At 66.7% G+C, this 21,514-nt stretch carries 25 protein-coding genes; 5 read left to right on the top strand and 20 right to left on the bottom strand.

Translation table 11 applies throughout. From position 1 onward, the window contains the following. Positions 1–507: a MarR family winged helix-turn-helix transcriptional regulator gene (locus ACFUTU_RS09795; RefSeq protein ID WP_377963632.1), complete on the top strand. Its 507-nt coding sequence runs from the start codon at positions 1–3 to the stop codon at positions 505–507. On the opposite strand, the gene ACFUTU_RS09790 is transcribed toward ACFUTU_RS09795, so the two are convergent. Both ACFUTU_RS09790 and ACFUTU_RS09785 read right to left on the bottom strand, forming a co-directional pair. Further along, positions 504–1,193: a PAS and ANTAR domain-containing protein gene (locus ACFUTU_RS09790; protein ID WP_377963630.1), complete on the bottom strand. Its 690-nt coding sequence runs from the start codon at positions 1,191–1,193 to the stop codon at positions 504–506. The genes ACFUTU_RS09795 and ACFUTU_RS09790 overlap by 4 nt on opposite strands. 16 nt (positions 1,194–1,209) lie before the next feature. Further along, positions 1,210–1,407: a hypothetical protein gene (locus tag ACFUTU_RS09785; RefSeq protein WP_377963666.1), complete on the bottom strand. Its 198-nt coding sequence runs from the start codon at positions 1,405–1,407 to the stop codon at positions 1,210–1,212. A 406-nt stretch (positions 1,408–1,813) separates the two neighbouring features. Between ACFUTU_RS09785 and ACFUTU_RS09780 the strand changes: the two genes are divergently transcribed. Further along, on the top strand, positions 1,814–2,209 hold the full coding sequence (locus ACFUTU_RS09780; protein ID WP_377963628.1) for an ArsR/SmtB family transcription factor: 396 nt from the start codon (positions 1,814–1,816) through the stop codon (positions 2,207–2,209). Positions 2,210–2,227: 18 nt separating this feature from the next. Here ACFUTU_RS09780 and ACFUTU_RS09775 read toward each other — a convergent pair whose 3' ends face one another. From ACFUTU_RS09775 to ACFUTU_RS09750, 6 genes are all read right to left on the bottom strand, one after another. Then, complete coding sequence (locus ACFUTU_RS09775) at positions 2,228–2,491, bottom strand: hypothetical protein (protein ID WP_377963626.1); 264 nt, start codon at positions 2,489–2,491, stop codon at positions 2,228–2,230. Positions 2,492–2,699: 208 nt separating this feature from the next. Continuing rightward, positions 2,700–3,521 (bottom strand): type II CAAX prenyl endopeptidase Rce1 family protein, encoded by an 822-nt coding sequence (locus ACFUTU_RS09770; RefSeq protein ID WP_377963624.1) that lies wholly within the window; start codon positions 3,519–3,521, stop codon positions 2,700–2,702. After that, on the bottom strand, positions 3,518–4,297 hold the full coding sequence (locus ACFUTU_RS09765; RefSeq protein WP_377963622.1) for an enoyl-CoA hydratase: 780 nt from the start codon (positions 4,295–4,297) through the stop codon (positions 3,518–3,520). The genes ACFUTU_RS09770 and ACFUTU_RS09765 overlap by 4 nt, the downstream gene beginning before the upstream one ends. A gap of 39 nt (positions 4,298–4,336) precedes the next feature. Further along, the gene (gene mmsB, locus ACFUTU_RS09760; RefSeq protein WP_377963620.1) at positions 4,337–5,293 is read right to left on the bottom strand and encodes a 3-hydroxyisobutyrate dehydrogenase; all 957 of its coding nucleotides are present in this window, start codon (positions 5,291–5,293) and stop codon (positions 4,337–4,339) included. Then, the gene (locus ACFUTU_RS09755) at positions 5,286–6,356 is read right to left on the bottom strand and encodes an enoyl-CoA hydratase/isomerase family protein (RefSeq protein ID WP_377963664.1); all 1,071 of its coding nucleotides are present in this window, start codon (positions 6,354–6,356) and stop codon (positions 5,286–5,288) included. Before ACFUTU_RS09755 ends, mmsB begins: the two co-directional genes overlap by 8 nt. A 62-nt stretch (positions 6,357–6,418) precedes the next feature. Continuing rightward, the gene (locus ACFUTU_RS09750; RefSeq protein WP_377963618.1) at positions 6,419–7,918 is read right to left on the bottom strand and encodes a CoA-acylating methylmalonate-semialdehyde dehydrogenase; all 1,500 of its coding nucleotides are present in this window, start codon (positions 7,916–7,918) and stop codon (positions 6,419–6,421) included. A gap of 139 nt (positions 7,919–8,057) precedes the next feature. Between ACFUTU_RS09750 and ACFUTU_RS09745 the strand changes: the two genes are divergently transcribed. Together ACFUTU_RS09745 and ACFUTU_RS09740 are read left to right on the top strand one after the other, a co-directional pair. Continuing rightward, positions 8,058–8,864 carry an exodeoxyribonuclease III gene (locus ACFUTU_RS09745; RefSeq protein WP_377963616.1) on the top strand — a complete coding sequence of 269 codons (807 nt, stop codon included), beginning with the start codon at positions 8,058–8,060 and terminating at the stop codon, positions 8,862–8,864. Positions 8,865–8,897: 33 nt separating this feature from the next. Further along, positions 8,898–9,797, top strand: a complete 900-nt coding sequence (locus ACFUTU_RS09740) for a hypothetical protein (RefSeq protein WP_377963614.1) — start codon at positions 8,898–8,900, stop codon at positions 9,795–9,797. Between the two features lie 84 nt (positions 9,798–9,881). Here the strand turns inward: ACFUTU_RS09740 and ACFUTU_RS09735 are convergent, their stop codons facing one another. The 5 genes from ACFUTU_RS09735 to ACFUTU_RS09715 all read right to left on the bottom strand — a co-directional run bounded on the left by ACFUTU_RS09735 (position 9,882) and on the right by ACFUTU_RS09715 (position 14,517). After that, positions 9,882–10,937 carry a LacI family DNA-binding transcriptional regulator gene (locus ACFUTU_RS09735; protein ID WP_377963612.1) on the bottom strand — a complete coding sequence of 352 codons (1,056 nt, stop codon included), beginning with the start codon at positions 10,935–10,937 and terminating at the stop codon, positions 9,882–9,884. Between the two features lie 80 nt (positions 10,938–11,017). Continuing rightward, a complete protein-coding gene (locus ACFUTU_RS09730; RefSeq protein ID WP_377963610.1) occupies positions 11,018–11,281 on the bottom strand; it encodes a hypothetical protein in 264 nt (87 codons plus the stop codon). After that, the gene (locus ACFUTU_RS09725) at positions 11,278–12,177 is read right to left on the bottom strand and encodes a carbohydrate ABC transporter permease (RefSeq protein WP_377963608.1); all 900 of its coding nucleotides are present in this window, start codon (positions 12,175–12,177) and stop codon (positions 11,278–11,280) included. Before ACFUTU_RS09725 ends, ACFUTU_RS09730 begins: the two co-directional genes overlap by 4 nt. After that, a complete protein-coding gene (locus tag ACFUTU_RS09720) occupies positions 12,174–13,211 on the bottom strand; it encodes a carbohydrate ABC transporter permease (RefSeq protein ID WP_377963606.1) in 1,038 nt (345 codons plus the stop codon). Before ACFUTU_RS09720 ends, ACFUTU_RS09725 begins: the two co-directional genes overlap by 4 nt. Before the next feature lie 7 nt (positions 13,212–13,218). Beyond that, entirely contained in the window at positions 13,219–14,517 is a 1,299-nt protein-coding gene (locus ACFUTU_RS09715; RefSeq protein ID WP_377963604.1) for an ABC transporter substrate-binding protein, read from the bottom strand. Positions 14,518–14,643: 126 nt separating this feature from the next. On the opposite strand from ACFUTU_RS09715, the gene ACFUTU_RS09710 reads away from it, so the two are divergent. After that, complete coding sequence (locus ACFUTU_RS09710; protein WP_377963602.1) at positions 14,644–16,506, top strand: alpha-amylase family glycosyl hydrolase; 1,863 nt, start codon at positions 14,644–14,646, stop codon at positions 16,504–16,506. 9 nt (positions 16,507–16,515) lie between these two features. Here ACFUTU_RS09710 and ACFUTU_RS09705 read toward each other — a convergent pair whose 3' ends face one another. From ACFUTU_RS09705 to ACFUTU_RS09675, 7 genes are all read right to left on the bottom strand, one after another. Beyond that, positions 16,516–17,127: a hypothetical protein gene (locus ACFUTU_RS09705; protein WP_377963600.1), complete on the bottom strand. Its 612-nt coding sequence runs from the start codon at positions 17,125–17,127 to the stop codon at positions 16,516–16,518. Then, complete coding sequence (locus ACFUTU_RS09700) at positions 17,124–17,774, bottom strand: DUF6286 domain-containing protein (protein WP_377963598.1); 651 nt, start codon at positions 17,772–17,774, stop codon at positions 17,124–17,126. Before ACFUTU_RS09700 ends, ACFUTU_RS09705 begins: the two co-directional genes overlap by 4 nt. After that, positions 17,771–18,172, bottom strand: a complete 402-nt coding sequence (locus ACFUTU_RS09695; RefSeq protein WP_377963596.1) for a hypothetical protein — start codon at positions 18,170–18,172, stop codon at positions 17,771–17,773. Before ACFUTU_RS09695 ends, ACFUTU_RS09700 begins: the two co-directional genes overlap by 4 nt. A gap of 31 nt (positions 18,173–18,203) precedes the next feature. Then, the gene (locus tag ACFUTU_RS09690) at positions 18,204–18,395 is read right to left on the bottom strand and encodes a DUF2273 domain-containing protein (protein ID WP_003799126.1); all 192 of its coding nucleotides are present in this window, start codon (positions 18,393–18,395) and stop codon (positions 18,204–18,206) included. Then, positions 18,392–18,847, bottom strand: coding sequence for an Asp23/Gls24 family envelope stress response protein (locus ACFUTU_RS09685; protein WP_377963594.1), 456 nt, complete (start codon positions 18,845–18,847; stop codon positions 18,392–18,394). Before ACFUTU_RS09685 ends, ACFUTU_RS09690 begins: the two co-directional genes overlap by 4 nt. Positions 18,848–18,948: 101 nt before the next feature. After that, entirely contained in the window at positions 18,949–19,416 is a 468-nt protein-coding gene (locus ACFUTU_RS09680) for a hypothetical protein (RefSeq protein WP_377963592.1), read from the bottom strand. Between the two features lie 229 nt (positions 19,417–19,645). After that, positions 19,646–21,244, bottom strand: coding sequence for a glycoside hydrolase family 68 protein (locus ACFUTU_RS09675; RefSeq protein WP_377963589.1), 1,599 nt, complete (start codon positions 21,242–21,244; stop codon positions 19,646–19,648). Positions 21,245–21,514 lie beyond the last annotated feature (270 nt).

Genomic DNA, 21,514 nt, shown 5'->3' with positions numbered 1-21,514 from the left:
GTGAACACCCCGCTGCCCCGCGACCCGATAGCCGATGCGCAGCGCAACTGGGAAAGCCACGGGTGGGGTGACGTCGCCGCCCCGATGGCTGCCATCACAGCCATCATGCGCACCCAGCAGATCCTGATGGCGCGCATTGAGGGGGTGCTGAAGCCGTTTGGACTGACCTTTGCCCGGTATGAACTGCTCGCGCTGCTCAGCTTCGCCAGGAGCGGTGCGCTGCCCATGAACAAGGCGAGCGCTCTGCTCCAGGTCCATCCCACGTCGGTGACCAACGCCGTCGACCGCCTCCAGACAGCGGGACTGGTGGTGCGCTCCCCGCACCCCACGGACGGGCGCACCACACTGATTGAACTCACGGCCGACGGCCGTACGCTGGCGAAACGTGCGACGGCGGTGCTCAACTCCGAGGTGTTCGGCCAGTCAGGCTTCGGTGCGGACGACGTGAACCAGCTGATCCGGATCCTGGGCGACTTCCGCCGCGGCGCCGGCGACTTTACGGGTTAGCCGCCGGGTACACGGCCCTCGTTCACGGCAGCGCTGTCGGCATGTCCTTCCGGCCGCCGCCGGAGCTCCTGGACGAACGCGTCAAGCAGCGCCGCCTGTTCCGGGCTGTTGGCCAGCTGCACGAGGTCGGCGGCTGTGCTGGCCACCTTGATGTTGGTGTCCTGGCTGTACTGCGCCAGAAGGTCGAATGCCGCCGCGGAGCCAATCCGCAGGATCCCCATCAGGATGCCCTTGGCCTGCTCAATGGTGCTTCGCGTGCCAAGAGCACCTTCAACCGCTTCCCGCGCGGCCCGTTCAGTCTCCCAGTGCAGGGTGCTGGTCAGGTCGACGATGAATCCCTCTACAACGGCGAGCGTGCCGTCCTCCATGAGTGCCTCGCCGGCGGTCAGGACACGGTGTTCCCGCAGGCGCGCGTCGATGATGCGGTGGTAACTGCAGAAGAATCCGCCCGTTTCACAGGCTGCCATGAAGATGTCGTGGCAGCGCTCCCTGTCATCGGGATGCTTGTGGGCATAGAGAAGTTCCACGGTGGGCACGATCTCGCCGCGCCGGTAGCCGTGGAGCGTGTACAGCTCATCGGACCATTCGAGCCGCCCGGAAATGGCGTCGTAGTGGAACGTCCCGGCAACACAGTCTGCCGGGCCGAGGGCGCTCGAGTACGCCCGCACGGATTTCGGAAGGCTCACCGGGCTCCCTGCCGCCCTACCCGGCCATCCCCCGGCACTGGACGGGCATTCGCTTCGGCAGGGGATGCACGGCAGCACGGGCGCGGGAAGCAAGGGCCCTCTCCGCCGGCGCGGCGGCAAGCTCCCTTACATGTCCCATTCCCGCATATTCACGGACAGCGGCGATCCCCGCTACGGCAGCGGCTTTGCTGGGGAAAGGGCGGGATACGGCCATCACAGTGCCGTCCGGGGCCGTGAGCTGAAACCTAAATGAAGCCTCTGCATCGGTGAAGAGTTCGAACATGCCAGCCATTGGCCCTCCTGGATCCGGGAACACGCGTCCGGGACGCCGTCGTCGCCGGAAGCAGCTGAAGTTTTTTCCCACTGCCGCTCCCGCAGATCAGCCGGGCGGAAATTGAGGAATTTATGAAATTGTGAACTACTTCACGCGCGTTGGCAAGGGTTGACCGCGGGCGCCGGCGCGCCTCTGCTTCCTGGACGGAGCGGGTCCGCCCATAAAAGTTCACCCCCGCCCCTCCGGGACAGACCGTTCTGTCTCTATACTTAGATCTGTACGCCTTGGGGGCACCAGTTTGGCGGGCCAAGCAACGCCTGGCAAGGAAGAGCGGAAGGAATCCAGAATGGGTGACATGCCCGACGGCGTGATCCACACTGAGGTGAAAGCGGACCTGTTCAAGTCCATGGGCCACCCTGCGCGCATCCTGGTCCTGGAAATGCTGGCCAGCGGGCCGGTCACCGTGAGCAGCCTCCGGGACGGCACCGGCCTCGAGGCCTCGAACCTTTCGCAGCACCTTGGCATCCTCCGGCGGCAGCGGCTGATCGTTCCCTCGCGGAAGGACGGCCGGCTGTTCTATGAACTCACGTCCCCCGAGGTACGTGAAGTCCTCGAGGCTGCCCGCGGCCTGCTGGGCACCATCCTCGACGGCGGTCTCCGGCACCAGAGCGCCGGATCCGCCGACGCCCCGGGCGACGCACCGGAGCCTTCACTGACGCCTGCGGCGCAGGCCGCAGGCTAGCGGCAGCCTTCTTCCCCGTCAGGCCGGATCGGCGACGGCGGCCGGCGCGGAATGCCCGAAAAGCCAGGCAGCGACGTCGCTTCTCAGCACAACGTGCGGGCTGCCCGTTCCGCTGACGCTTCCCGCCGGCACATAGTAGCCGCGCCCGCCGCCGGGTCCCCCGGCAGCCCGGTCCAGGGCCTCTATGATCCGGCGGCTCAGGTGCCCCTTCGGTCCGGTGGCGTGGATCTCTTCAAGTTCGGCGGCGGTGAGCCGTCCCAGTACAGCAGCGATATCGGCCACGATCGTTCCCCTTTTCCCGTTGCCTGGATTGACAGGACTGCCTGCAAAAACAGGTTTGCCTGAAGTGCAACGCTAAGGCATTTCGATTAACGGCGGGTGAATTCGCCGCGGCGATTTGCCCGCTCCCGCGGGAGTTTTTGTACAGGTATCGCGGGTTAACGTGCCTTTAGATGGCGGTATCTGTACGAAAACTCCAAAGATAGGGGGGTCAGTAGAGGAAGATGTCGATCCATGTCCGGTTGTGCGCGTGGAGCAGCACGAGGAACAGTACGAAGTCGAAGAGCAGGTGCACGCTCACGATGTATGACAGGGACTTGGTCACGGTGAAGATGCGGGCCTGCAGCAGGGCGAAGGGATAGATGAAAAACGGCGCCCAGGCCTTGAACCCGAGTTCCCAGAGGAACGAGGTGAAGAGCACCGCCTGCAGCAGGTTGGCCTGCCAGTCGGGCAGGTGCCGGCGCAGCAGCGCGAAGCACGTGCAGATGAAGAACAGCTCATCCCAGATCCCCAGGGCGTTGGTGCCCACGAAGAGCCGCGCGATGCCCTCGGGGTCGTGCACCGCGGGCCAGTTGGTGTAGACGCCGGTCCGGATCATGTAGACGGGGAGCAGGGCGTAGCCGATCACCACGACGGCGGGCAGGTACCACTTCTCCGCACGTGTCCATTTCTGCCCGGTCCAGACCGGAAACACCACGGCATGCTCTTTGGTGACAAACCGCGACACGGCATACGGAATCCCTACGGCCGCAATCATGGCCGATCCCATGACGAGCATGTGGGACGTGCTGACGTCAGTGGTGATCGGTACGGCACTGATAATGGCCACACCCGCGGCAATCAGCGCGAGGTCGCGGAACAGGAGCCGGTCCACGATGGCCGCCACCGCGAGCGCCGCGGCCAGCAGGGCATAGCCCGGCAGGCTCTGGTCCAGGGCGAACAGGACAAAGCCGGCCGCCGAGACCATGGCCGCCGGGACAATGCGCAGCGAAGTGCCTTTGGCCGTGCGCTCCCGGGTCAGCGGAGTGCTCACCGGTGCCTGAACTCCGGCTGGCGCTTCTCCGTGAAAGCAGCCATGCCTTCCTTCTGGTCCTCCGAGGCGAAGAGCGAATGGAACAGCCGGCGTTCAAACAGCACGCCCTGCGCCAGCCCCGTCTCGAAGGCCGCGTTGACGGCCTCCTTGGCCAGCATGGCCGCCGGTTTCGACTTGGACGCGATGACCTCGGCTGCCTTCAGCGCCTCCGCCACGGTGTCCGCGGCCGGCACCACGCGTGCCACCAGGCCGGAGCGCTCCGCCTCGTCCGCATCGATGAACCTGCCGGTGAGGATCATGTCCATCGCTTTGGCCTTGCCCACCGCGCGGGTGAGCCGCTGGGACCCGCCCATGCCGGGAACCACACCGAGGTTGATCTCCGGCTGGCCGAACCTGGCATTGTCACCGGCGATGATGAAGTCGCACATCATCGCCAGCTCGCAGCCGCCGCCCAGCGCAAAACCGGATACCGCAGCGATCATGGGGATGCGCAGGCGGGTGAGGTCCTCCCACCCGCGGAACCAGTCGGCGTCGTACATCTCCAGATAGCCTTTGTCGGCCATCTCCTTGATGTCGGCGCCCGCGGCGAAAGCCTTCCCCGAGCCGGTAATCACGACGGCGCCGACGCCGGGATCCCTGTCCATGGCCGAAACAGCTGCCACGAGTTCTTCCAGGGTGGTCCTGTCCAGGGCGTTCAGCGCTTCGGGCCTGTTCAGCGTCACGAGGCCTACGCGCCCGCGGCGCTCCACCAGAATGTTCCCGTACTCGTGCGTCATCCATGCCCCTCACGTGGTTGGTACGTCCTGAAACTAAGCCTACTGTCCTGACTTGTCCCGGATGTCGGTGATGATGCCGGAGAAGTCCCGGCCTGCCCCGCCTTCCGCGGCAAAGGCATCGTAGATCTCGGAGGCGAGCGGCCCCATCCGGGCGGCCACGCCGGTGGACCGGAGGGCATTGAGCGCCAGCCGGAGGTCCTTGGCCATCAGGGCACCGGCAAATCCGGGCTGGTAGTCGCGGTTGGCGGGGCTGGTGGGCACCGGTCCCGGGACGGGGCAATTCGTGGTGAGGGCCCAGCACTGCCCCGACGCGGCGGAGGCGACGTCGAAGAGCGCCTGGTGCGTCAGCCCGAGCTTCTCCCCGAGCACGAACGCCTCGCTGACGGCGATCATCGAAACACCTAGGATGAGGTTGTTGCAAACCTTTGCCGCCTGCCCTGCGCCGTGCCCGCCGCACAGCACCGCACGCTTGCCCATCACGTCGAACAGGGGCCGTACCGTTTCGAAGTCCTCCGGCAGGGCACCCACCATGAAGGTCAGGGTGCCGGCTTCCGCGCCCACCACACCGCCGGAAACCGGCGCGTCCACGGAGCGGTGCCCGGCATCGAGGGCCAGCCGGGCGGCTTCCCGCGCCTCATCCACATTGATGGTGGAGCAGTCCAGGAACATCGTGTCCGGCGCCGCGGCGGCCAGCAGTCCCGGCTCCCCGCCATTGCCCTGGTAGGCGTCCAGCACGTGCTGGCCGCTCGGGAACATGGTGAGCACCACGTCGGCTCCGGTGACGGTCTCGGCGGCACTCGCCGCGGTGGGAATGCCGTGCTCCCGCGCGGTGTCCAGCGCCGCTGGCACCACGTCGAAGCCGATCACCTCGTAGCCCGCTTTGACCAGGTTGACCGCCATCGGGCCGCCCATGTGGCCCAGGCCCAGGAAGGCAACACGCGGTTTGGCTGCGTCAGGCCCGGTCACTGCCTCGGGCGCGGTTACTTCGTCAGGCATGGTCCGACTCCTTTTCCCACAGAACCAGTTCCCGTTCATCCACCGGCGCAAAGTACCGCTCGACGTCCTCCGGATGCACCTCGTGCAGCGTGGCCGGACGCCACTGCGGGTTGCGGTCCTTGTCCACCACCTGCGCCCGGATCCCCTCGCGGAAGTCCGGGCCGCGGAGGCAGTGCAGCCCCACCCGGTATTCCTCGACGAGCACTTCGTCCAGGGTCAGCCCGCGCGATCTGCGCAGCGAGGCCAGGGTCACCTTGACGGCGGTGGGCGACTTTGCCTCGATGGTGTCGGCGGCCGCCGCGGCTTCCCCGCCCGCGGCCCGCAGCCGCCGGACGATCTCCTCGGCGTCGTCCCCCGGGTAGCAGGCGTCGATCCAGTCCCGCTGCGCCTCCAGTTCGGAGGCCGGCACCTCTTCGGCAAAGCGTGCGACGGCGGCTTCCGCGCTTTCGGTCTCCAGCGCCGCCGCGAGCTCCGCGAGCCTGCCGGACGGAACAAAATGGTCCGCGAGCCCCAGGAACACTGCATCCGCCCCGCTGAGGTGGGCACCCGTGAGTGCGGCGTGGGTGCCGGTCTCCCCGGGTGAGCGTGAGAGCAGCAGGGTGCCGCCGACGTCGGGCACAAACCCGATGGTGGTCTCCGGCATCCCGGTCCTGGTTAGCTCGGTGACAATACGGAGGGAACCGTGCGCGGAGATACCCACACCGCCGCCCAGCACCAGCCCGTCCATGAACGCGACGTAGGGCTTGGGAAAGTGCTCAATCAGCGAGTTCATGCGGTACTCATCCGCCCAGAAGCGGGCAGTTTCATCGCCGCCGGCGAGGATGTCCCGGTAAATGGCCACAATGTCCCCGCCCGCGCAGAGGCCGCGGTCGCCTGCACCCCGGACCAGCACGGTGGCCACGGTGTCGTCGTCCGCCCAGGCGGTGAGCTGTCCCAGGACGGCAGTGACCATGCCGGCGGTGAGCGCGTTGACTGCCTTGGGCCGGTTGAGCGTGACCACCCCCAGCCTGCCCCGCTGTTCGAAAATGACGTCCTGTTCGAAAATGACGTCCTGTTCGGGCATCGCCCCATGTTCGGGGGACGATGCCGCGTCTGCCGGCGTTCCGTTCGGGGCAGGTTCAGTCATCAGCTTCCTTCCGGCATGATGAAGCTGGCGCCCTGCCGGATGCCGGAGGGCCAGCGCGAGGTGACGGTCTTGGTCTTGGTGTAGAAGCGGAACGCGTCCGCGCCGTGCTGGTTGAGGTCCCCGAACCCGGATGCCTTCCAGCCGCCGAACGTGTAGTAGGCAATGGGCACCGGAATGGGGACGTTGATGCCCACCATCCCCACCTGCACCCTGCTGGCGAAGTCCCGGGCGGCGTCCCCGTCGCGGGTGAAGATGGCCACGCCGTTGCCGAATTCGTGCTCGCTGCAAAGCCGGAGGGCCTCGTCGTAGTCGGAGGCGCGGAGGACGCTGAGCACGGGGCCGAAGATCTCCTCCCGGTAGATCTTCATGTCCTTGGTGACGTGGTCGAACAGTGTGGGGCCAATCCAGAAGCCGCCGTCATAGCCGTCGACGCTCAGCCCGCGGCCGTCCACCAGAAGCGAGGCGCCGTCCTCTTCACCGGATTTAATGTAGCTTTCGATCCGCTCCTTCGCTGCCGGCGTCACCACCGGTCCGAAGTCGGAGTCCTCCGCCAGGCTGTGCCCCACCTTCAGGGACTTGATCCGCTCCTGCAGCCGGGCAACCAGGTTGTTGGCGGTTTCCTCCCCCACGGGGACGGCCACGGACACCGCCATGCAGCGTTCACCGGCCGACCCGTAACCGGCCCCGATTAGGGCATCCGCGGCCATGTCCAAATCGGCGTCCGGCATGATCACCATGTGGTTCTTCGCACCGCCGAAGCACTGGGCGCGCTTGCCGTGCGCCGCCGCTGTGGCATAGATGTACTGGGCGATCGGGGTGGACCCCACGAATCCGACCGCCTGGACGCGATCGTCCTCAAGCAGCGCATCCACCGCTTCCTTGTCGCCGTTGACCACGTTGAAAACGCCGTCCGGGACTCCCGCCTCGGAGTAGAGCTCGGCCAGCCGCAGCGGCACGGAGGGGTCGCGTTCGGACGGCTTGAGGATGAAGGCGTTGCCTGCCGCGAGTGCGGGCCCGGACTTCCACAGCGGGATCATGGCGGGGAAATTGAAGGGCGTGATGCCTGCGACAACACCCAGCGGCTGGCGCATGGAGTGGACGTCGATGCCCGAGCCGGCGTCATCGGAGAACTCGCCCTTGAGAAGATGCGGGGCTCCGGCGGCGAACTCCACCACCTCGATGCCGCGCTGGATGTCGCCCCTGGCATCGGCGAGGGTCTTCCCGTGTTCCGACGACAGGAGGGCGGCGAGCTCGTCCATGTTCTGGTTCACGAGGTCCACGAACCTGAGCAGGATGCGGCCGCGCCGCTGGGCGTTCATGGGGCCCCATTCCGGCTGGGCCTTTTCGGCGTTGGCCACGGCGTTCCGGACTTCTTCGGTGCCCGCCAGCGGCACCTTCGCCTGGACCTCCCCGGTGCAGGGGTCGAAGACGTCGCCGTACCGGCCGGACGTTCCGTCCACCCGGCGGCCGCCAATGTAGTGGGAAAGTTCGCGAACCATGGATGCTCCTTTGCATGACCCCGGTCATCTTTGTGCTGAATCTACTCGGACTTCCTACTAAATTCCAGAGTCCCCAAAGGCGGGGCCGGCCCCGTTCATCGGGAGTCCCATCCGCGCCCAAGTTCGGTAAGTTAGGACTGTGAAGATAGCTACCTGGAATGTGAACTCGCTGCGTGCCCGTGCCGACCGTGTGGAGGCGTGGCTGCAGCGCTCCGACTGTGACGTCCTGGCCATTCAGGAAACCAAGTGCAAGGACGACAACTTTCCGTGGGAGCTCTTCGAGCGCATGGGCTACGAGGTGGCGCACTACGGCCTTAACCAGTGGAACGGCGTGGCCATCGCATCCCGGGTGGGCCTGGACGACGTCGAACGCGGCTTCACCGACCAGCCGCACTTCGGCAAGGCCGGCAAGGATCCCGTGCAGGAAGCCCGCGCCATGGCCGCCACCTGCGGCGGCGTGCGTGTCTGGAGCCTGTACGTCCCCAACGGCCGCTCGCTCGACGACGAACACATGCCCTACAAGCTCAAGTGGCTGGATTCCCTCAAGGACCACGCGGCCGGCTGGATCTCAGCGGACCCGTCCGCGCAGGTGGCGCTGATGGGCGACTGGAACATCGCCCCCACGGACGACGACGTCTGGGACATCGACCTGTTCCTCACCCAGGGTTACACTCACGTCAGCGAACCGGAGCGCGCCGCATTCCGCGCGTTCGAGTCCGCAGGGTACTCCGACGTCGTCCGTCCCCACACCCCCGGCCCGGGCGTCTACACGTACTGGGACTACACCCAGCTGCGCTTTCCGAAGAAGGAGGGCATGCGGATCGACTTCGTGCTCGCCTCCCCTGCGCTCGCCGCGCGGGTGTCCGGCGCGTCGATCGACCGGGAGGAACGCAAGGGCAAGGGCGCATCCGACCACGCACCGGTGATTGTGGAACTGACCGACTGATAGGGGCTGACGGCTGATGACAGGCAGGTTTTCATGACGGGCAACCTCTACCGCGGCCAGGCCGGGTTGCCTTTTTCCTCTACCCTGCGCGTTTATGAGCCGCTGGAAGCGTTCCCGGAGGACCAGCGCGCCGCCATAAAGTCAGCCGGTGAGCGGGCGGTGTCCCGCGCCGCGGTGGAGAACGCGGAACTGCAGGCGTCGCTGGGCCGGATTACCCGGCCCGGCGGTGATCCGTTCCCCACGGGGCGGACAGATCTGGTGCGGGTCACCCGCGCCCCCGGCGTCCCCGTGGAGGGTGCCGCCAAGGAAGGCTCCGCGGAGGAAACGGCCGACGGCGTGGCGCTGCTGTACTGCCCCAGCCAGCTGGTGCTTCGGGCCGGGTTGGCGGCCAACGCGCTGATCGAAGGCATCCACGGGCCGCTGGCCGAGCTGCTGATCCCCGAGGAGCAGCGGGACAGGCACCAGGAGCGCATCGACCTGGTCAACGCCCGCGACGGCATCACCCGGGTGCATACCCGGGCCTCCACCTGGGGCATCCCCTTCAGCTGGTTTTCACTGTTCCTCGAGTCCGACCCGCAGGACGTCATCGAGGCCGGCGGCAGGATCCTCACCGTCCGTGTGTGGGCACCCATCTCCGACGCCCTCGACCGCGTGCGCTACGCCGTCGCGAATCTGGCCCTCGCGGCCCCGGACCTGGATATGCTCGACGACCTCACGCAGCTGACCGAATGGCTTGAGCTCTTCCATGCCGGCTCCATGGTGGAGCTGGACTACGGCGCAGTGGCGGATAAGGTTTACCCGGATGACTCCCCCATGGACGTGCGGCTGGGCATCGAGTGCCTCGCTGAGGGGGATATGACCGGCGCTGCGGCAGCCTACCGCCGGCTCGCGTCGCGCTGGATCCCGATCCGGCAGCTGGCGCGCGCTTCGTAGGCCGGCACATCTCATCGATTGCTCCATAACTGCCGTTTTGGCCGCCCAAAACGGCAGTTACGGAGCAACCGATGGCGGTGGCCGTCAGGAGGACCGGGGCGGCGCCGTCGTGCGTCTGACGATCAGGCGGTGGGGCGCCACGGAGGACTTCACCGACCCGGTCATCCCCAGGAGTTCGTCGAGCAGCATCTTGGTGCCAAGCTCAGCCTGCTCGTCGGGCCGCTGCCCCACCGTGGTGAGGCCGATGGCGTCGGAGAAGTCGTGGTCGTCGATGCCGATCACGGACAGGTCCTCCGGAACCCGGACCCCGACCCGGTTCGCTTCGAAGATGACGCCCATCGCCATTTCATCGGACGCGCAGAAGATGGCCGTCGGCTTCTCCCCGGGCTGGGCCCACAGCCGGCGGAACGCCTCCTGGCCGCTGCGGACGGTGAAGTCGCCCCATTCGTCCCACTCGGGCCGGACTTCCAGGCCCGCGGCCGTCATGACGTCCTGGAAGGCCAGGATGCGCACCCGGGGAACATCGAAGTTCAGGTCCGTTTCGTCGTCGCCGTGCAGCAGCGCGATGTCCCGGTGGCCGAGTTCGATCAGGTGCTTGACGGCCGTGGAGGCTGCCGCGTAGTCGTCGATGCCGATGTAGGCGCACTCCTCCACGTGGCCGCCCACCACCACGAGCGGAATGTCGATTTTCTGCAGGTGGTCCAGCTCGTCGCGGGTCAGCGCCATACAGAGCACCAGCAGCGCGTCGATCTGCTTGTAGACCATGGTCTTGCTGAAGAGCCGCTCGCGGTGGCTGCCGTGGCCCCCGAGGTTGAAGAGGGAAAGGTTGTACTGCCGGGCGTGCAGTTCGCGGTCCGCGCCCTCGATGGCCTTCGAGAAGAACCACCGGCTCACAAACGGGGCCAGCACCCCGATGGTCTTGGTGCGCCCGGTGGCCAGGCCCGACGCCGAGGACGAGGCAACGTAGCCCAGCTCCGTGGCCACCTCCAGGATCTTTTCCCGGGTTGCCGGTGAAACACGCGGCAGGCCGCGCACGGCACGGGATACGGTGGCGGTGGAAACACCTGCGGCCGCGGCCACGTCTTCGATACTGACTCCTGAGTGGCCACCGCGCTGTGCCCTTTCAGTAGTGCGCGCCACGATGTCCTCTCTAAGTCCTCATGCAGATTTCCGCCGCATCTTCCCGCGGCGGCAAGAATCCATTTTAGTCCCGCCTGGCATCACTTGCGGCGGGTGGCCGTGCGGGCGGGCAGGCGCCGGCGGAGCCTGACCATCCCGTACAGCGCCAGCAGGGTGGCCAGCAGCCCAAGCGCCCAGCCGAGCGCGGGCTGCGCCGTCACCTCCATCCAGACGGTGACGACGAGCAGCACCACGGCCCAGAAGCCGAGGAACCCGATGATGATGTCGAAGTCCTCGCCGGAGCGGACACGCCTGTGCGTGGCCGCTTCCGGCTTCCTGTTCTGTGGTGCTGCTCCGTGCGTCACTTGACAGCGCCCGCCGTCAGGCCGGCCACGATCTTGCGCTGGAACACCAGCACCAGGATGACCAGCGGAATGGTGACGATGGTGCCGGCGGCCATGATGGCCGTGTAGGGGATCTGGTTTGGCTGGGCACCGGCGAAGTTGGCGATTGCCACGGTCACCGGCTGGGTTGCGTCGCTGGAGAGCTGGCTGGCGATGAGGAACTCATTCCACGAGGAAATGAAGGCCAGGATCGCCGTGGTGAAGATGGCCGGCGCCGCGAGGGGCATGATGACCTTGCGGAAGGCCTGCCCCTGCGTGCAGCCGTCCACCCGGGCCGACTCCTCCAGCTCCCATGGCATCTCCCGGAAGAAGGAGGTCATGGTGTAGACGGTCAGCGGCAGGACGAACGAAATGTTCGGAATGATCAGCGCCTGGTACGTGCCCATCCAGCCGATGTTGGTGAAGAGCTGGAACAGCGGGGTGATCAGGGCAACGCCGGGGAACATGGAGGCTCCCAGGATGAAGCCGAGCACCAGGAACTTGCCACGGAAGTTCAGCCGGGCGAGCGCATACGCCGCGAACACACCGATGATCAGCGACACCAGGGTGACGACACCGCCGATGAAGACGCTGTTGAGCAGGGCCTGGCCGAACCGGTTCCCGAAGGAGGTGTCGAACGCGGTCCTGAAGTTGTCCAGCGTGACGTGGGTGGGCAGGATCGAGGTGTCGTAGGTGAAACCCACCTCGCGGAATGCGGTCACCACCATCCAGTACGCCGGCGCCAGGCACCAGATCAGGATGACGGCGGCGCTGATGTAGGTCCTGCCCTGCGCCCAGCGTTCCTTGTTCTGCGCCTTGCGGCGGCCTCGGTCCTGCTCCGCGCGCAGGGTTGCTGCGGAGGATGTCGCGGCGGTCATTTCTTCCCCTTACCTGTGGCGCCGCTCTGTTCAACAACATTTGCGCCGAGGAACCGGACAAAGATGAACGCGACAAGAAAGATGATGATGAACGTGATGGTCGACAACGCCGCGGCGGCATTGAACCCTTGTCTGATTTGGTTGATCACCAGGATGGACAGCGTGGTGGTGTTGTTCGCGCCGCCCGTGAGGATGTACGGGAGGTCGAACATGCGAAGTGCGTCCAGTGTCCGGAACAGGATGGCCACCATCAGGGCGGGCTTCACGAGCGGCAGCGTGATGAGCCGGAAGCGCTGCCAGGCGGAGGCGCCGTCCACCTTGGCGGCCTCGTAAACCTCGGCCGGGATCATCTGGAGTCCGGCGAGGATCAGCAGGGCCATGAACGGGGTGGTCTTCCAGACGTCCGCGATGACCACTGCCCACTTCGCCGGCCATTCGCTGCCGGTCCACAGGATCGAGGTGTTGAACAGCTTGTTGGCGATGCCCTCGAAGGCGAAGATGAAGAACCAGAGCTTCGCGGTGACGGCGGTGGGGATGGCCCACGGAACGAGCACAGCGGCGCGGACCATGCTCCGGCCCTTGAAGCTGCGGGCCATGATCATGGCCATCCAGAAACCAAGGACGGTCTCGAAGGCCACGGTCACCACGGTGAAGAAGAAGGTGGTGGCCGTTGCGGACCAGAACTGCGAACCGAGGGTGCCCGGCGGGCACGCAACCGTTCCGCCGGCCGGGGCCGAACACTGCTGGGCGAGCCAGTTGACGTAGTTCTGGACGCCGGCCGGGCCGCCCGCCGTGAACAGGCCGGTGGCGGGGTCAAGGCCGGCATCCTTCTGGAAGGACATCACGATTGCACTGATGATCGGGTAAACGATCACCACGGCAAGGGCGATGATGGTCGGGGCGAGGAGCCATGTGGCCCACTTGCCCTGGCTGAGAATCTTGTTGTCCTCACCCACGCCCTTGGGGCCGTGGTGGACCGGGGTGCCGCCCGACGCCGGTGCCTTGACCGGCGTCGAGCCTACTTCGGTTGCCATGGCAGAACTATGATCCTGCACCGGCGGATTCGATGGACTTCTGCATGTCAGACAGTGCAGTGTCCACGGGCTTCTCACCCTTGATGGCCGAGTACGCGTTCTCCTGGATCGCCTTGGTGACCGCCGGGTAGAACGGGCTGACCGGACGCGGCACGGCGTTCTCGATGGAGGTCTTCAGCACGGGCAGGTACGGGAGCTTCTTCACCAGGGTCTGGTCCGTGTAGAGCGACCCGAGCACCGGTGCCAGCGAACCCTGCGTGGCGTAGAACTTCTCGGTTTCCTCTGAGGTCATGAACTTCAGGAAGTCCAGGGCCGTGGCCTTGTTCTTGGAGTAGACGCTGACGGCCAGGCTGTGTCCGCCCAGCGAGGAGGCACCGGGGCCGTCCTTGCCGGGGATCGGTGCGATGCCCAGCTTGTCCTTCACCTTGGATGATCCTTCGGTCGTGGCCAGGTTGTACACGTAGGGCCAGTTGCGCAGGAAGAGGAGCTTTCCGTCCTGGAAGGCCTGGCGGCTTGCCTCCTCCTGGAAGGTGATGGCTTCCTTCGGGATGTTTCCGTCGGCGTAGGCCTTGGCCAGGTTCTCCAGGCCGGCCTTGGCCTGGTCAGTGTTCAGGCTGGGCTTGCCATCGGCATCCAGGACGGAACCGCCGGCGGAGTTGATGGCCTCCGACGCGTTGACGGTCAGGCCCTCATACTTGCTGAACTGTCCGGCGTAGCAGCCGATCTTGTTCTCCTTGGCGATGGAGCACATGCCCATCATTTCGTCCCACGTCTTAGGCGGGTTGGGAACCAGGTCCTTGCGGTAGTAGAGCAGGGCGCCGTCGGAGGTCTGCGGGGCCGCGTAGAGCGTTCCCTTGTACGTGGCGCTGTCGACGGTCGGCTTCAGCATGGCGCTGGTGTCGAAGGCCATCTTGTCCTTGAGCGGCTGGAGCCATCCCTTGGCCGCGAACTCTGCGGTCCAGACGACATCCACATCCACGACGTCGTAGCTGGCATCCTTGGCCTGGAAGTGCTGCACGATGTCATCGTGCTGCTGGTCCGCCTGGTCCGTCTGCTCCTTGAAGGTCACCTTCTCGTTCGGATGGGCGGCGTTCCACTTCTCGATCAGCGGGCGGACGACGTTGCTGTTGTCCTTGCCCTGCACATACGTAATGGGGCCGCGGCCATCAAGGTTGTTGGCAGCGTCGCCGCCCCCGGCACCACCGCCGCCGCCTGTGGTGCCGCCCCCGCCGCCGCCACAGGCGGACAGGGTCAGGGCGAGCACGCCGGCAGTGGCAACCGGGAGTAAGAACTTAGGGGTTTTCATTGGCTGGAGACTCCTCGCTGAGTGACATGGAAATCAATCGTGCGGTTGATGTGGTGACTGTCACACTAGTAACGTTGCCCGAAGATATGCAAGCGTTTACACCTAATTGTTACCGGAGAGGCAACCATGACCCACAGCCCGATCAGCACGCCGGCTTCCGACACAGCAGCGTGGTGGGCGCACGCGGTCGTCTACCAGATCTACCCCCGCTCCTTCTCTGACGGCAACGGCGACGGCATGGGCGACCTGCCCGGCGTCACGGCACGCCTGCCCTACCTGGAGCAGCTGGGGGTCGACGCCGTCTGGCTTTCACCGTTTTACAAGTCGCCGCAGGCGGACGGCGGCTACGACGTGGCGGATTACCGGCAGGTGGACCCCGTCTTCGGCACGCTCGCGGACTTCGACGCCATGCTGGCGGAGGCCCACCGCCGTGGCCTGAAAGTGATCGTGGACCTGGTGCCCAACCACACCTCGGACGAACACGAGTGGTTCCAGGAAGCCCTCGCCGCGGAGCCCGGTTCAGCCGCGCGGGAACGTTATATGTTCCGGCCGGGCAAGGACGAGGTTCCCGGCTCCGGCGACGGAAATGTCGCCCCGAACAACTGGAAGTCCATCTTTGGCGGGCCGGCCTGGACGCGGACCATGAATGCGGACGCCACGCCCGGCGACTGGTACCTGCACCTGTTCGACACGAAGCAGCCGGACCTCAACTGGGAAAACCCCGAGGTCTGGGAGGAGATGCGCTCCGTGCTGCGGTTCTGGCTGGACCGGGGCGTGGACGGCTTCCGGGTGGACGTGGCGCACGGCATGGTGAAGGAGGCCGGGCTTCCGGACTGGGAAGGCGTGGCAGCCATGGTTGAGGGCTCCGCCGAAACCGGCCACGTGACCGATCCCCCGGGCGCCCACGGAGAGGCAGTTGAACCGCATACGGCACATTCGTCCCCGGCCGGCGATTCCGGGGACGGCGCCGCTGGCGGCGCCGAGCATGAGCCCGTATCGCCGCTGTACCCGCCGTCGCCGTTCTTTGACCAGGACGGGGTGCACGAAATCTACCGCGACTGGAACCGGGTGCTGGCCGCGTACGACGGCGACCGCATGCTGGTGGCCGAGGCGTGGGTTGAACCGGCGGAGCGGCTGGCGAGGTACATCCGCCCGGACGAGATGCAGCAGGCCTTCAACTTCGACTTCCTCCTGGCCGGCTGGGACGCCCGGCGGATGGCCGTAGCAATCGAGGATTCCCTTGAGGCAGCCGCCTCCGTGGGCGCGCCGTCCACGTGGGTCCTGAGCAACCACGACACCGTGCGCCATCCGAGCCGCTTCGGCCTGAAGGACCCCACCACCTTCCCGAAGGGCATTGCCGCTGAGGATGAGCAGCCTGACGCGGAACTCGGTCTCGCCCGCGCAAGGGCTGCCACGCTGGTGTCCCTGGCCCTGCCCGGCTCCGCCTATATCTACCAGGGCGAGGAGCTTGGCCTGCCCGAGCACACCTCGCTGCCCGCCGAGGCCCGGCAGGACCCGACGTTCTTCCGGACCAACGGCGTCGAGCGCGGGCGTGACGGCTGCCGGGTGCCGCTGCCCTGGAAATCCGCGGCGCCCGGGTACGGCTTCGCTGCAGCCTCCACGGCGCCCGATCCGGCGGCGCCGTGGCTGCCCCAGCCCGAGGCTTTCGGGAATCTTGCCGCCGACCGGCAAGACGGGGTCAAAGGCTCCACATTGGAGCTGTACCGCTCTGCGCTGGCTCTTCGCCGGAGCCGCGGACTGGGATCCGGAACATTCCGCTGGGCGGACAGCCACGATCCCGAACGGGGCGTCCTGGCCTTTCACAACTCCGATGTCCTGGTGATTGCCAACACGGGTGCGGAGCCCGTGCCCGTGCCCCGGGGTTATCGGGTGGCTCTGTCGAGCGCTGAAGAACCGGGCGCGCCGGAAGCCGGCGCCGATGAGGCCGTGGTGGCGCCCAACAGCGCGGCATACCTGGTGGCCGGATAGCCGGCGGGGCTAGCGGACCCGCTCAGCACGGCTGAAGCGGGTCCGCGCGCCTGCCGCAATGTGCACCAGGACCGGCGTCCGCTGGCCCACCACGGCGCTGAGGGCGTCAACGAGGTCGGCGGCTTCGGCCGCGACAGCCTGCGGAGAAACGCCGGGCCGCGGGTGCAGCCGGAGCTTCAGTGCCGGCTGGCCCTTGACGTCATAGATCGAAACCGATGCTCCGGCGAGATCGGGACGCTCGGCCAGCGCATTCTTCAGTGCCTGCTCGGCCACTCCCCCGCCGATCCGGATATCGCCGGGAACGCCGCCCGGATCCTCGGCCGCCAGCAGGAGGTCGGTGCGGCCCTTGCCCTGCTGGGCGATCCAGGCGACCATGAGGACGATCAGCAGCACCACCGCCAGGACCAGGACGATCCACAGCCAGCTTCCCTGACGGCCGGGGAACTGCGTCCCTTCGAAGATGGTGGCAGCGCTGTCCGACACACTTCCGGACCAGGAATGCCACCATCCCGCGACGCCGGGCACGGCGGCCAGAAGGATGAGCAGCACGCCAATCACCAGCAGTTTGAAGCCCAGAATGCCGAGCAGGATCCGGTTGAGAAGCCTGGGAGTGCTGTTCATGCGCCCACCACCCCGGAGGTGGACAGATTGACCGTCACCTGGGGCATGGGTGAGGGGCCCATCGCCTGCAGTTCGTCCTCCACTGCCTGCAGAATGGCGTTTTCGCTGACCGGCACACCGGAGGTGGGACGGACATTGACAACCACCTGGCGCTGGGAGACCACCACCATGACCTGTTCCTGCGTGACGTTGGCGGCGAGGCGGGCGCGCCGGGCGAGGGCCGCAGCGATCACTTCATCATCCACCACGACGGCGATCCGCCGGTTTTCCAGCAGATGCCTGGCCCGGCGCCCGGGCAGGACCGCGCTCAGGAAGAAGAAGAGGCCCACTGCCGCCGTCACGGCTCCGGCGGCGCCCAGCAGCAGCGGCGGCACGCCTGAGGGCAGCGCCGTGATCCGTTCGGCGGCGGTCTGCGGATCGATAAGCCAGGGCGGCTGGCCGATGGCGCGCACCGCGGATTCCAGGAGGACGTACAGGCACAGTGCAATGACCAGCGCGCCGGCGATGACCGCTGCGACGGCACGTGAGGAATGGGTCTCCCGGTGCAGGACGCGCCGCATGTCAATGGCGGCGGCATGCGCCGCACCGGAGCCGTCCTGCACCGGCTCCCCGCCGGCTTCATGGTGCTGTTCGACGACGGAGCTCACTGCACCCTGCCCCCTTCCGTGACGTGGGCACCGCTGATGCGGATGTCCACCCTGCTCAGCCTTGCGCCGCTGAGTTCGGTCACTGTGCTGAGGATGCCGGCCCTGGCGTGCACTGTTCTTTCCCAGATGGAGCCGCCGAGGGCCTGGACGCGTCCCGGGTCCCGCAGGACGGCCGCCAGGCTGGGAACCCTGATCGGGGCGACGAGGGACAAGGCCAGCAGACCGTCGTCGTCCGTCCAGTCAGCACGCACGTCGTGGGCGTGGATACCGAGCGCCTCCGCCGCGGCAGCTTTGGCCAGGCTGGTGAGGGCCTGGGTGCTGATTCTGTTGTGCCCGCTGTACTGCCGGCCGGGCGCGGGGGTTTCGGCTGCATGGCTCAGGCCGGTTGCCCCGTTCATGTGGGCTGCACCTTCATGTGGGCTGCACCGTTCATGAGGATGAGCGCCGGCCGCTGATGGCATCGATGACGCTGCGCAGGTCCAGTTTCCCTTCCGCGGCGCGGCCCAGGAGCGCACCGATTCCCATGAACAGCAGGGAAATCAGGAAGCCCCAGAGGCCGAACTGGAGTGACATGAACGCCACGAAGGCGCCGACCGCGATTCCGACCACCGTGGGGCTCACAGGACCGCCTCCCTCTCAGCGACGGCGGACGCACCGGCCGGCTTCACCGGTGGCGCGATGTAGACGTCGTTGATCTCGACGTTCACTTCAATGACCTGGAGACCGACCAGCTTCTCGACGGCGGCGTAGACACTTGCGCGTACCTGGTTGGCCAGGGCATGCAGTGGAGTTCCGTAGACCGCCACAAGGGTGATGTCCACTGCCACCTGGGTTTCCCCGACCTCGGCATGGACGCCCGCGGCGTGATCGGAGCTGCCCACCGCGTCCCTGATGGCGCCGAGCGCCCTGGAGGAGCCGGTACCCAGGGAGTACACGCCGGGCACGGCCCGGGCCGCGATTCCGGCAACTTTGGCCACGGCGGTTTCGGAGATGACGGTCCGCCCGCCGGCTGCAACCGGCGTCAGGGCAGGGTCCGCGCGAACGCCGGCGGTTTGTGGATTCTGGTATTCCATCAGCACTCCCCTTCTGTTGAACACAACCCTATCCCTTAGGCAGGACAACGTCAGGGGCCCGCTCACCCCGGCCCGGAACGCCGGGTCCCCGTGTGCGGCCGCTACTGGCAGTTCGCGGACAGCCAGCTGGTCACGGGGGCCATGGCCGCTTCGAATTCGCCGTTGGAATACACGCTCTGGTCCGACAGGCCCGCCAAGGCCACCTCGTTCAGCCGCGCGAAGTCCGCCTTGAGCGCTTCCGGCACCCGCCCTGCAGTTTCGGCCAGTTCCGCCTTCTTCTGCTCCAGTTCCGCCGTCTTCCCCTGCGCAGCCGAGAGCGGCAGCAGGGACGCGCCCGTGGCCTGCGTGGAGATGGCGTCGCAGGCTTCGGCCGCCGAGGCGTAGCCGCCGTACGGGCCCGACGCCGCGCTGCCGGAGGGGGTGGGAGCGGCGCTGCCGGCCGCCGTCGTCGACGTTTCAGAGGCCGACGGCGCACTGCCGGAGGCAGGCGCCGAGCAGGCGGTGAGTGCCGCGGCGGCAAGAAGGGCGGTGGCGTACAGCGGGCGGGCAAGAAGTTTCACGGTTTCCATTCCTGGAGTGGTTTTGCCGCTGGAGCGGCCTGGCTGGGCAGCCGGAGAACGCCTGCCCCGTCCCCCGGCGTGCGAGTCTAGCCCGGCCGGAGCGCGCGTTTCCAAGTTGACAGACGGGTCCGACTTTGCAGTCACGCTCCCCCAACGCTCCTTATATACGGAAGAGGAGACGCAGCAGGAGGCGCCCGGACTGGTTCCGGACGCCTCCCGTTTACTGCTTCAAATGGGCCTACTTGTAGAGGCCGTTGCCGCCCACGTTGACGTTGGTGGGCAGGTAGCCGAACGGGCCGAGGCCGTTCTTGCCGAAGGTGCGGTCAACCTTGGACACGCCGTCCCGGAAGTTGATCTTCACGGTGGGCGACAGGGAGCCGCCGCGGACGCCGTTCACGTTGTCGATGAAGGACTGGACCAGGCCGCCCGGCTGCACGTAGTGCGAGTACGCCTGGAACTGGCGGCCGTTCTGCTGGGCGGACAGGTTGCCGCTCGGGTTGTTGGCGGGCAGGTTCAGGTCGGTGGGGGATCCCAGGGCCAGGCCGCTGTTGTTCATGGGCTGGTAGTCGGAGCGAACGCCGTTGCCGACGAAGCCGTACACGCCGTCGGGGCCGCGCATTCCTGCCGCGTAGGTGAACTGGTGGCTGATGGTGAACAGGTAGTACTTGTTCTTGCCGTTTTCGTTCTGGATGAAGATCTGCGGACGCTCGGTCTGGTCGTTGACGCAGTTGGCGGACAGGATGGGCGGCAGGAAGTGCCACTTGGTCAGGTCCTTGTTGTCCGCCACGGCCAGGCCCACGTTGGCGGTCTGGTAGTAGGCGCCGCTGCTCTGGACGTCGCTTACCTTCTCGGCGTTAGCGTCGCCCGGCTTGTAGCCAAGGTCTTCGGCCTTGCACTCGTAGTCGCCGCGGTTGCCGCCGGTGTTGCCTTCGAAGACCATGAAGGTCTTGCCCGGGTGGGCCGGGTCGGCAAAGGTGTAGGGGTCGCGGAACGCGAAGCCAGGGTTCTGCGCCTTGGTCTGGTACAGCTTTCCATCCGGTTCAAGCAGCTTGGTGTGCTTGAAGCCGTCGAACGTGACACCGTTCTTGTCGGCGTGGATCTTGCCGAGCGCCTTGGCGATGGCCGCGTCCGGCGCGATGCCGCCGCCGCCGGCGTTGCGCTCGGCAACGTCGTGGAATGTGGTGGCCGTGTAGAAGACGTTCACCTGGTCGCCCTGCATCAGGCGCGTGGAACCGGACCACTCGGTGTTCCCGATCGAGGTGTTGTCCAGGAACAGGTGTCCGCCGTAGTTCCACTTGTCCTTGGCCGGGTCAGCGTTGGTCTTGCGGAAGAAGTAACCGATGCGGGCGTTCCAGTGGCGCTGGTCGAAGCCGTAGCCTGCGTGCCGGTCAGCGACCAGCGAGAAGATCACGTCGTAGCCCTTGTAGCTGATCTGGTTGGCGTTCTCGTCGGTCAGCGACCAGGTGTCCCAGACCCACACGTCGTCGTTCATGGCGGGGAAGTCCTCGGGGATCTCCGGCATGGTGACGTCGGGGCTCATGGAGTTCTGGCCCGGCGAAACGGTGGAATCGCTCTGCGCCATGATCTGTTTGGCGTCGGCGCGGGTCCACTTGGAGGTGAAGTCCGCTGCCGGGTCGTAGGCCTTCTGGCTGTGGTCGGTGGGCAGCGGGAAACCCGGGGCCGGTGCCGGCATCTGGGTGCTCGACGGCGGATCCGACGGCTCGTTGGCCTGCGCCGAGGGCACGGCGAGGAAGGCCGTGGCGGCGACAGTTGCCGCCAGAGCTGCGGCGGCGGGGCGCCACCGCAGCATCCGGGGGGTGTTGGGGTGCTTGTGCATTGTTGCTCTTCTCGCGGAGTTATTTCGTGGAAGACGGGCAAATGCCCTTGTCCCGGCACTCCGGAGACCCCGCTGACACATGCGTCATCGAGGACGCCTTTGTGTCGAGGGAAGAACGGGGTTTGGGTAGGACCCCGCATCGGGCAAGTGGAAATGTCATACATTTCGCGGCCCACACTCAACGCTAGACAACGTTGTCAGCCGAGTTCAACCCGGTTTTCGGCGGGCCCCCTCCTCGGACGTCCGGTTGGTGCAAGCGCTTGCATCTCC

Source organism: Arthrobacter sp. NPDC057388, assembly GCF_042668165.1.
Lineage (GTDB): Bacteria > Actinomycetota > Actinomycetes > Actinomycetales > Micrococcaceae > Arthrobacter.
The sequence above is the reverse complement of the archived record's forward strand: the minus strand, read 5'-3'. Positions and strand labels throughout refer to the sequence as shown.

Excerpts from the sequence above, each read along its gene's own strand:
- ACFUTU_RS09725 (WP_377963608.1), bottom strand. The coding sequence starts at position 12,177 with ATGACCGCCGCGACATCCTCCGCAGCAACCCTGCGCGCGGAGCAGGAC.
- ACFUTU_RS09685 (WP_377963594.1), bottom strand. The coding sequence starts at position 18,847 with ATGGAATACCAGAATCCACAAACCGCCGGCGTTCGCGCGGACCCTGCC.
- ACFUTU_RS09675 (WP_377963589.1), bottom strand. The coding sequence starts at position 21,244 with ATGCACAAGCACCCCAACACCCCCCGGATGCTGCGGTGGCGCCCCGCC.
- ACFUTU_RS09750 (WP_377963618.1), bottom strand. The coding sequence starts at position 7,918 with ATGGTTCGCGAACTTTCCCACTACATTGGCGGCCGCCGGGTGGACGGA.
- ACFUTU_RS09705 (WP_377963600.1), bottom strand. The coding sequence starts at position 17,127 with ATGAACAGCACTCCCAGGCTTCTCAACCGGATCCTGCTCGGCATTCTG.
- ACFUTU_RS09680 (WP_377963592.1), bottom strand. The coding sequence starts at position 19,416 with ATGGAAACCGTGAAACTTCTTGCCCGCCCGCTGTACGCCACCGCCCTT.
- ACFUTU_RS09740 (WP_377963614.1), top strand. The coding sequence starts at position 8,898 with ATGACGGGCAACCTCTACCGCGGCCAGGCCGGGTTGCCTTTTTCCTCT.
- ACFUTU_RS09695 (WP_377963596.1), bottom strand. The coding sequence starts at position 18,172 with ATGAACGGGGCAACCGGCCTGAGCCATGCAGCCGAAACCCCCGCGCCC.
- ACFUTU_RS09765 (WP_377963622.1), bottom strand. The coding sequence starts at position 4,297 with ATGACGCACGAGTACGGGAACATTCTGGTGGAGCGCCGCGGGCGCGTA.
- ACFUTU_RS09720 (WP_377963606.1), bottom strand. The coding sequence starts at position 13,211 with ATGGCAACCGAAGTAGGCTCGACGCCGGTCAAGGCACCGGCGTCGGGC.
- ACFUTU_RS09715 (WP_377963604.1), bottom strand. The coding sequence starts at position 14,517 with ATGAAAACCCCTAAGTTCTTACTCCCGGTTGCCACTGCCGGCGTGCTC.
- mmsB (WP_377963620.1), bottom strand. The coding sequence starts at position 5,293 with ATGCCTGACGAAGTAACCGCGCCCGAGGCAGTGACCGGGCCTGACGCA.
- ACFUTU_RS09780 (WP_377963628.1), top strand. The coding sequence starts at position 1,814 with ATGGGTGACATGCCCGACGGCGTGATCCACACTGAGGTGAAAGCGGAC.
- ACFUTU_RS09785 (WP_377963666.1), bottom strand. The coding sequence starts at position 1,407 with ATGGCCGTATCCCGCCCTTTCCCCAGCAAAGCCGCTGCCGTAGCGGGG.
- ACFUTU_RS09710 (WP_377963602.1), top strand. The coding sequence starts at position 14,644 with ATGACCCACAGCCCGATCAGCACGCCGGCTTCCGACACAGCAGCGTGG.
- ACFUTU_RS09755 (WP_377963664.1), bottom strand. The coding sequence starts at position 6,356 with ATGCCCGAACAGGACGTCATTTTCGAACAGGACGTCATTTTCGAACAG.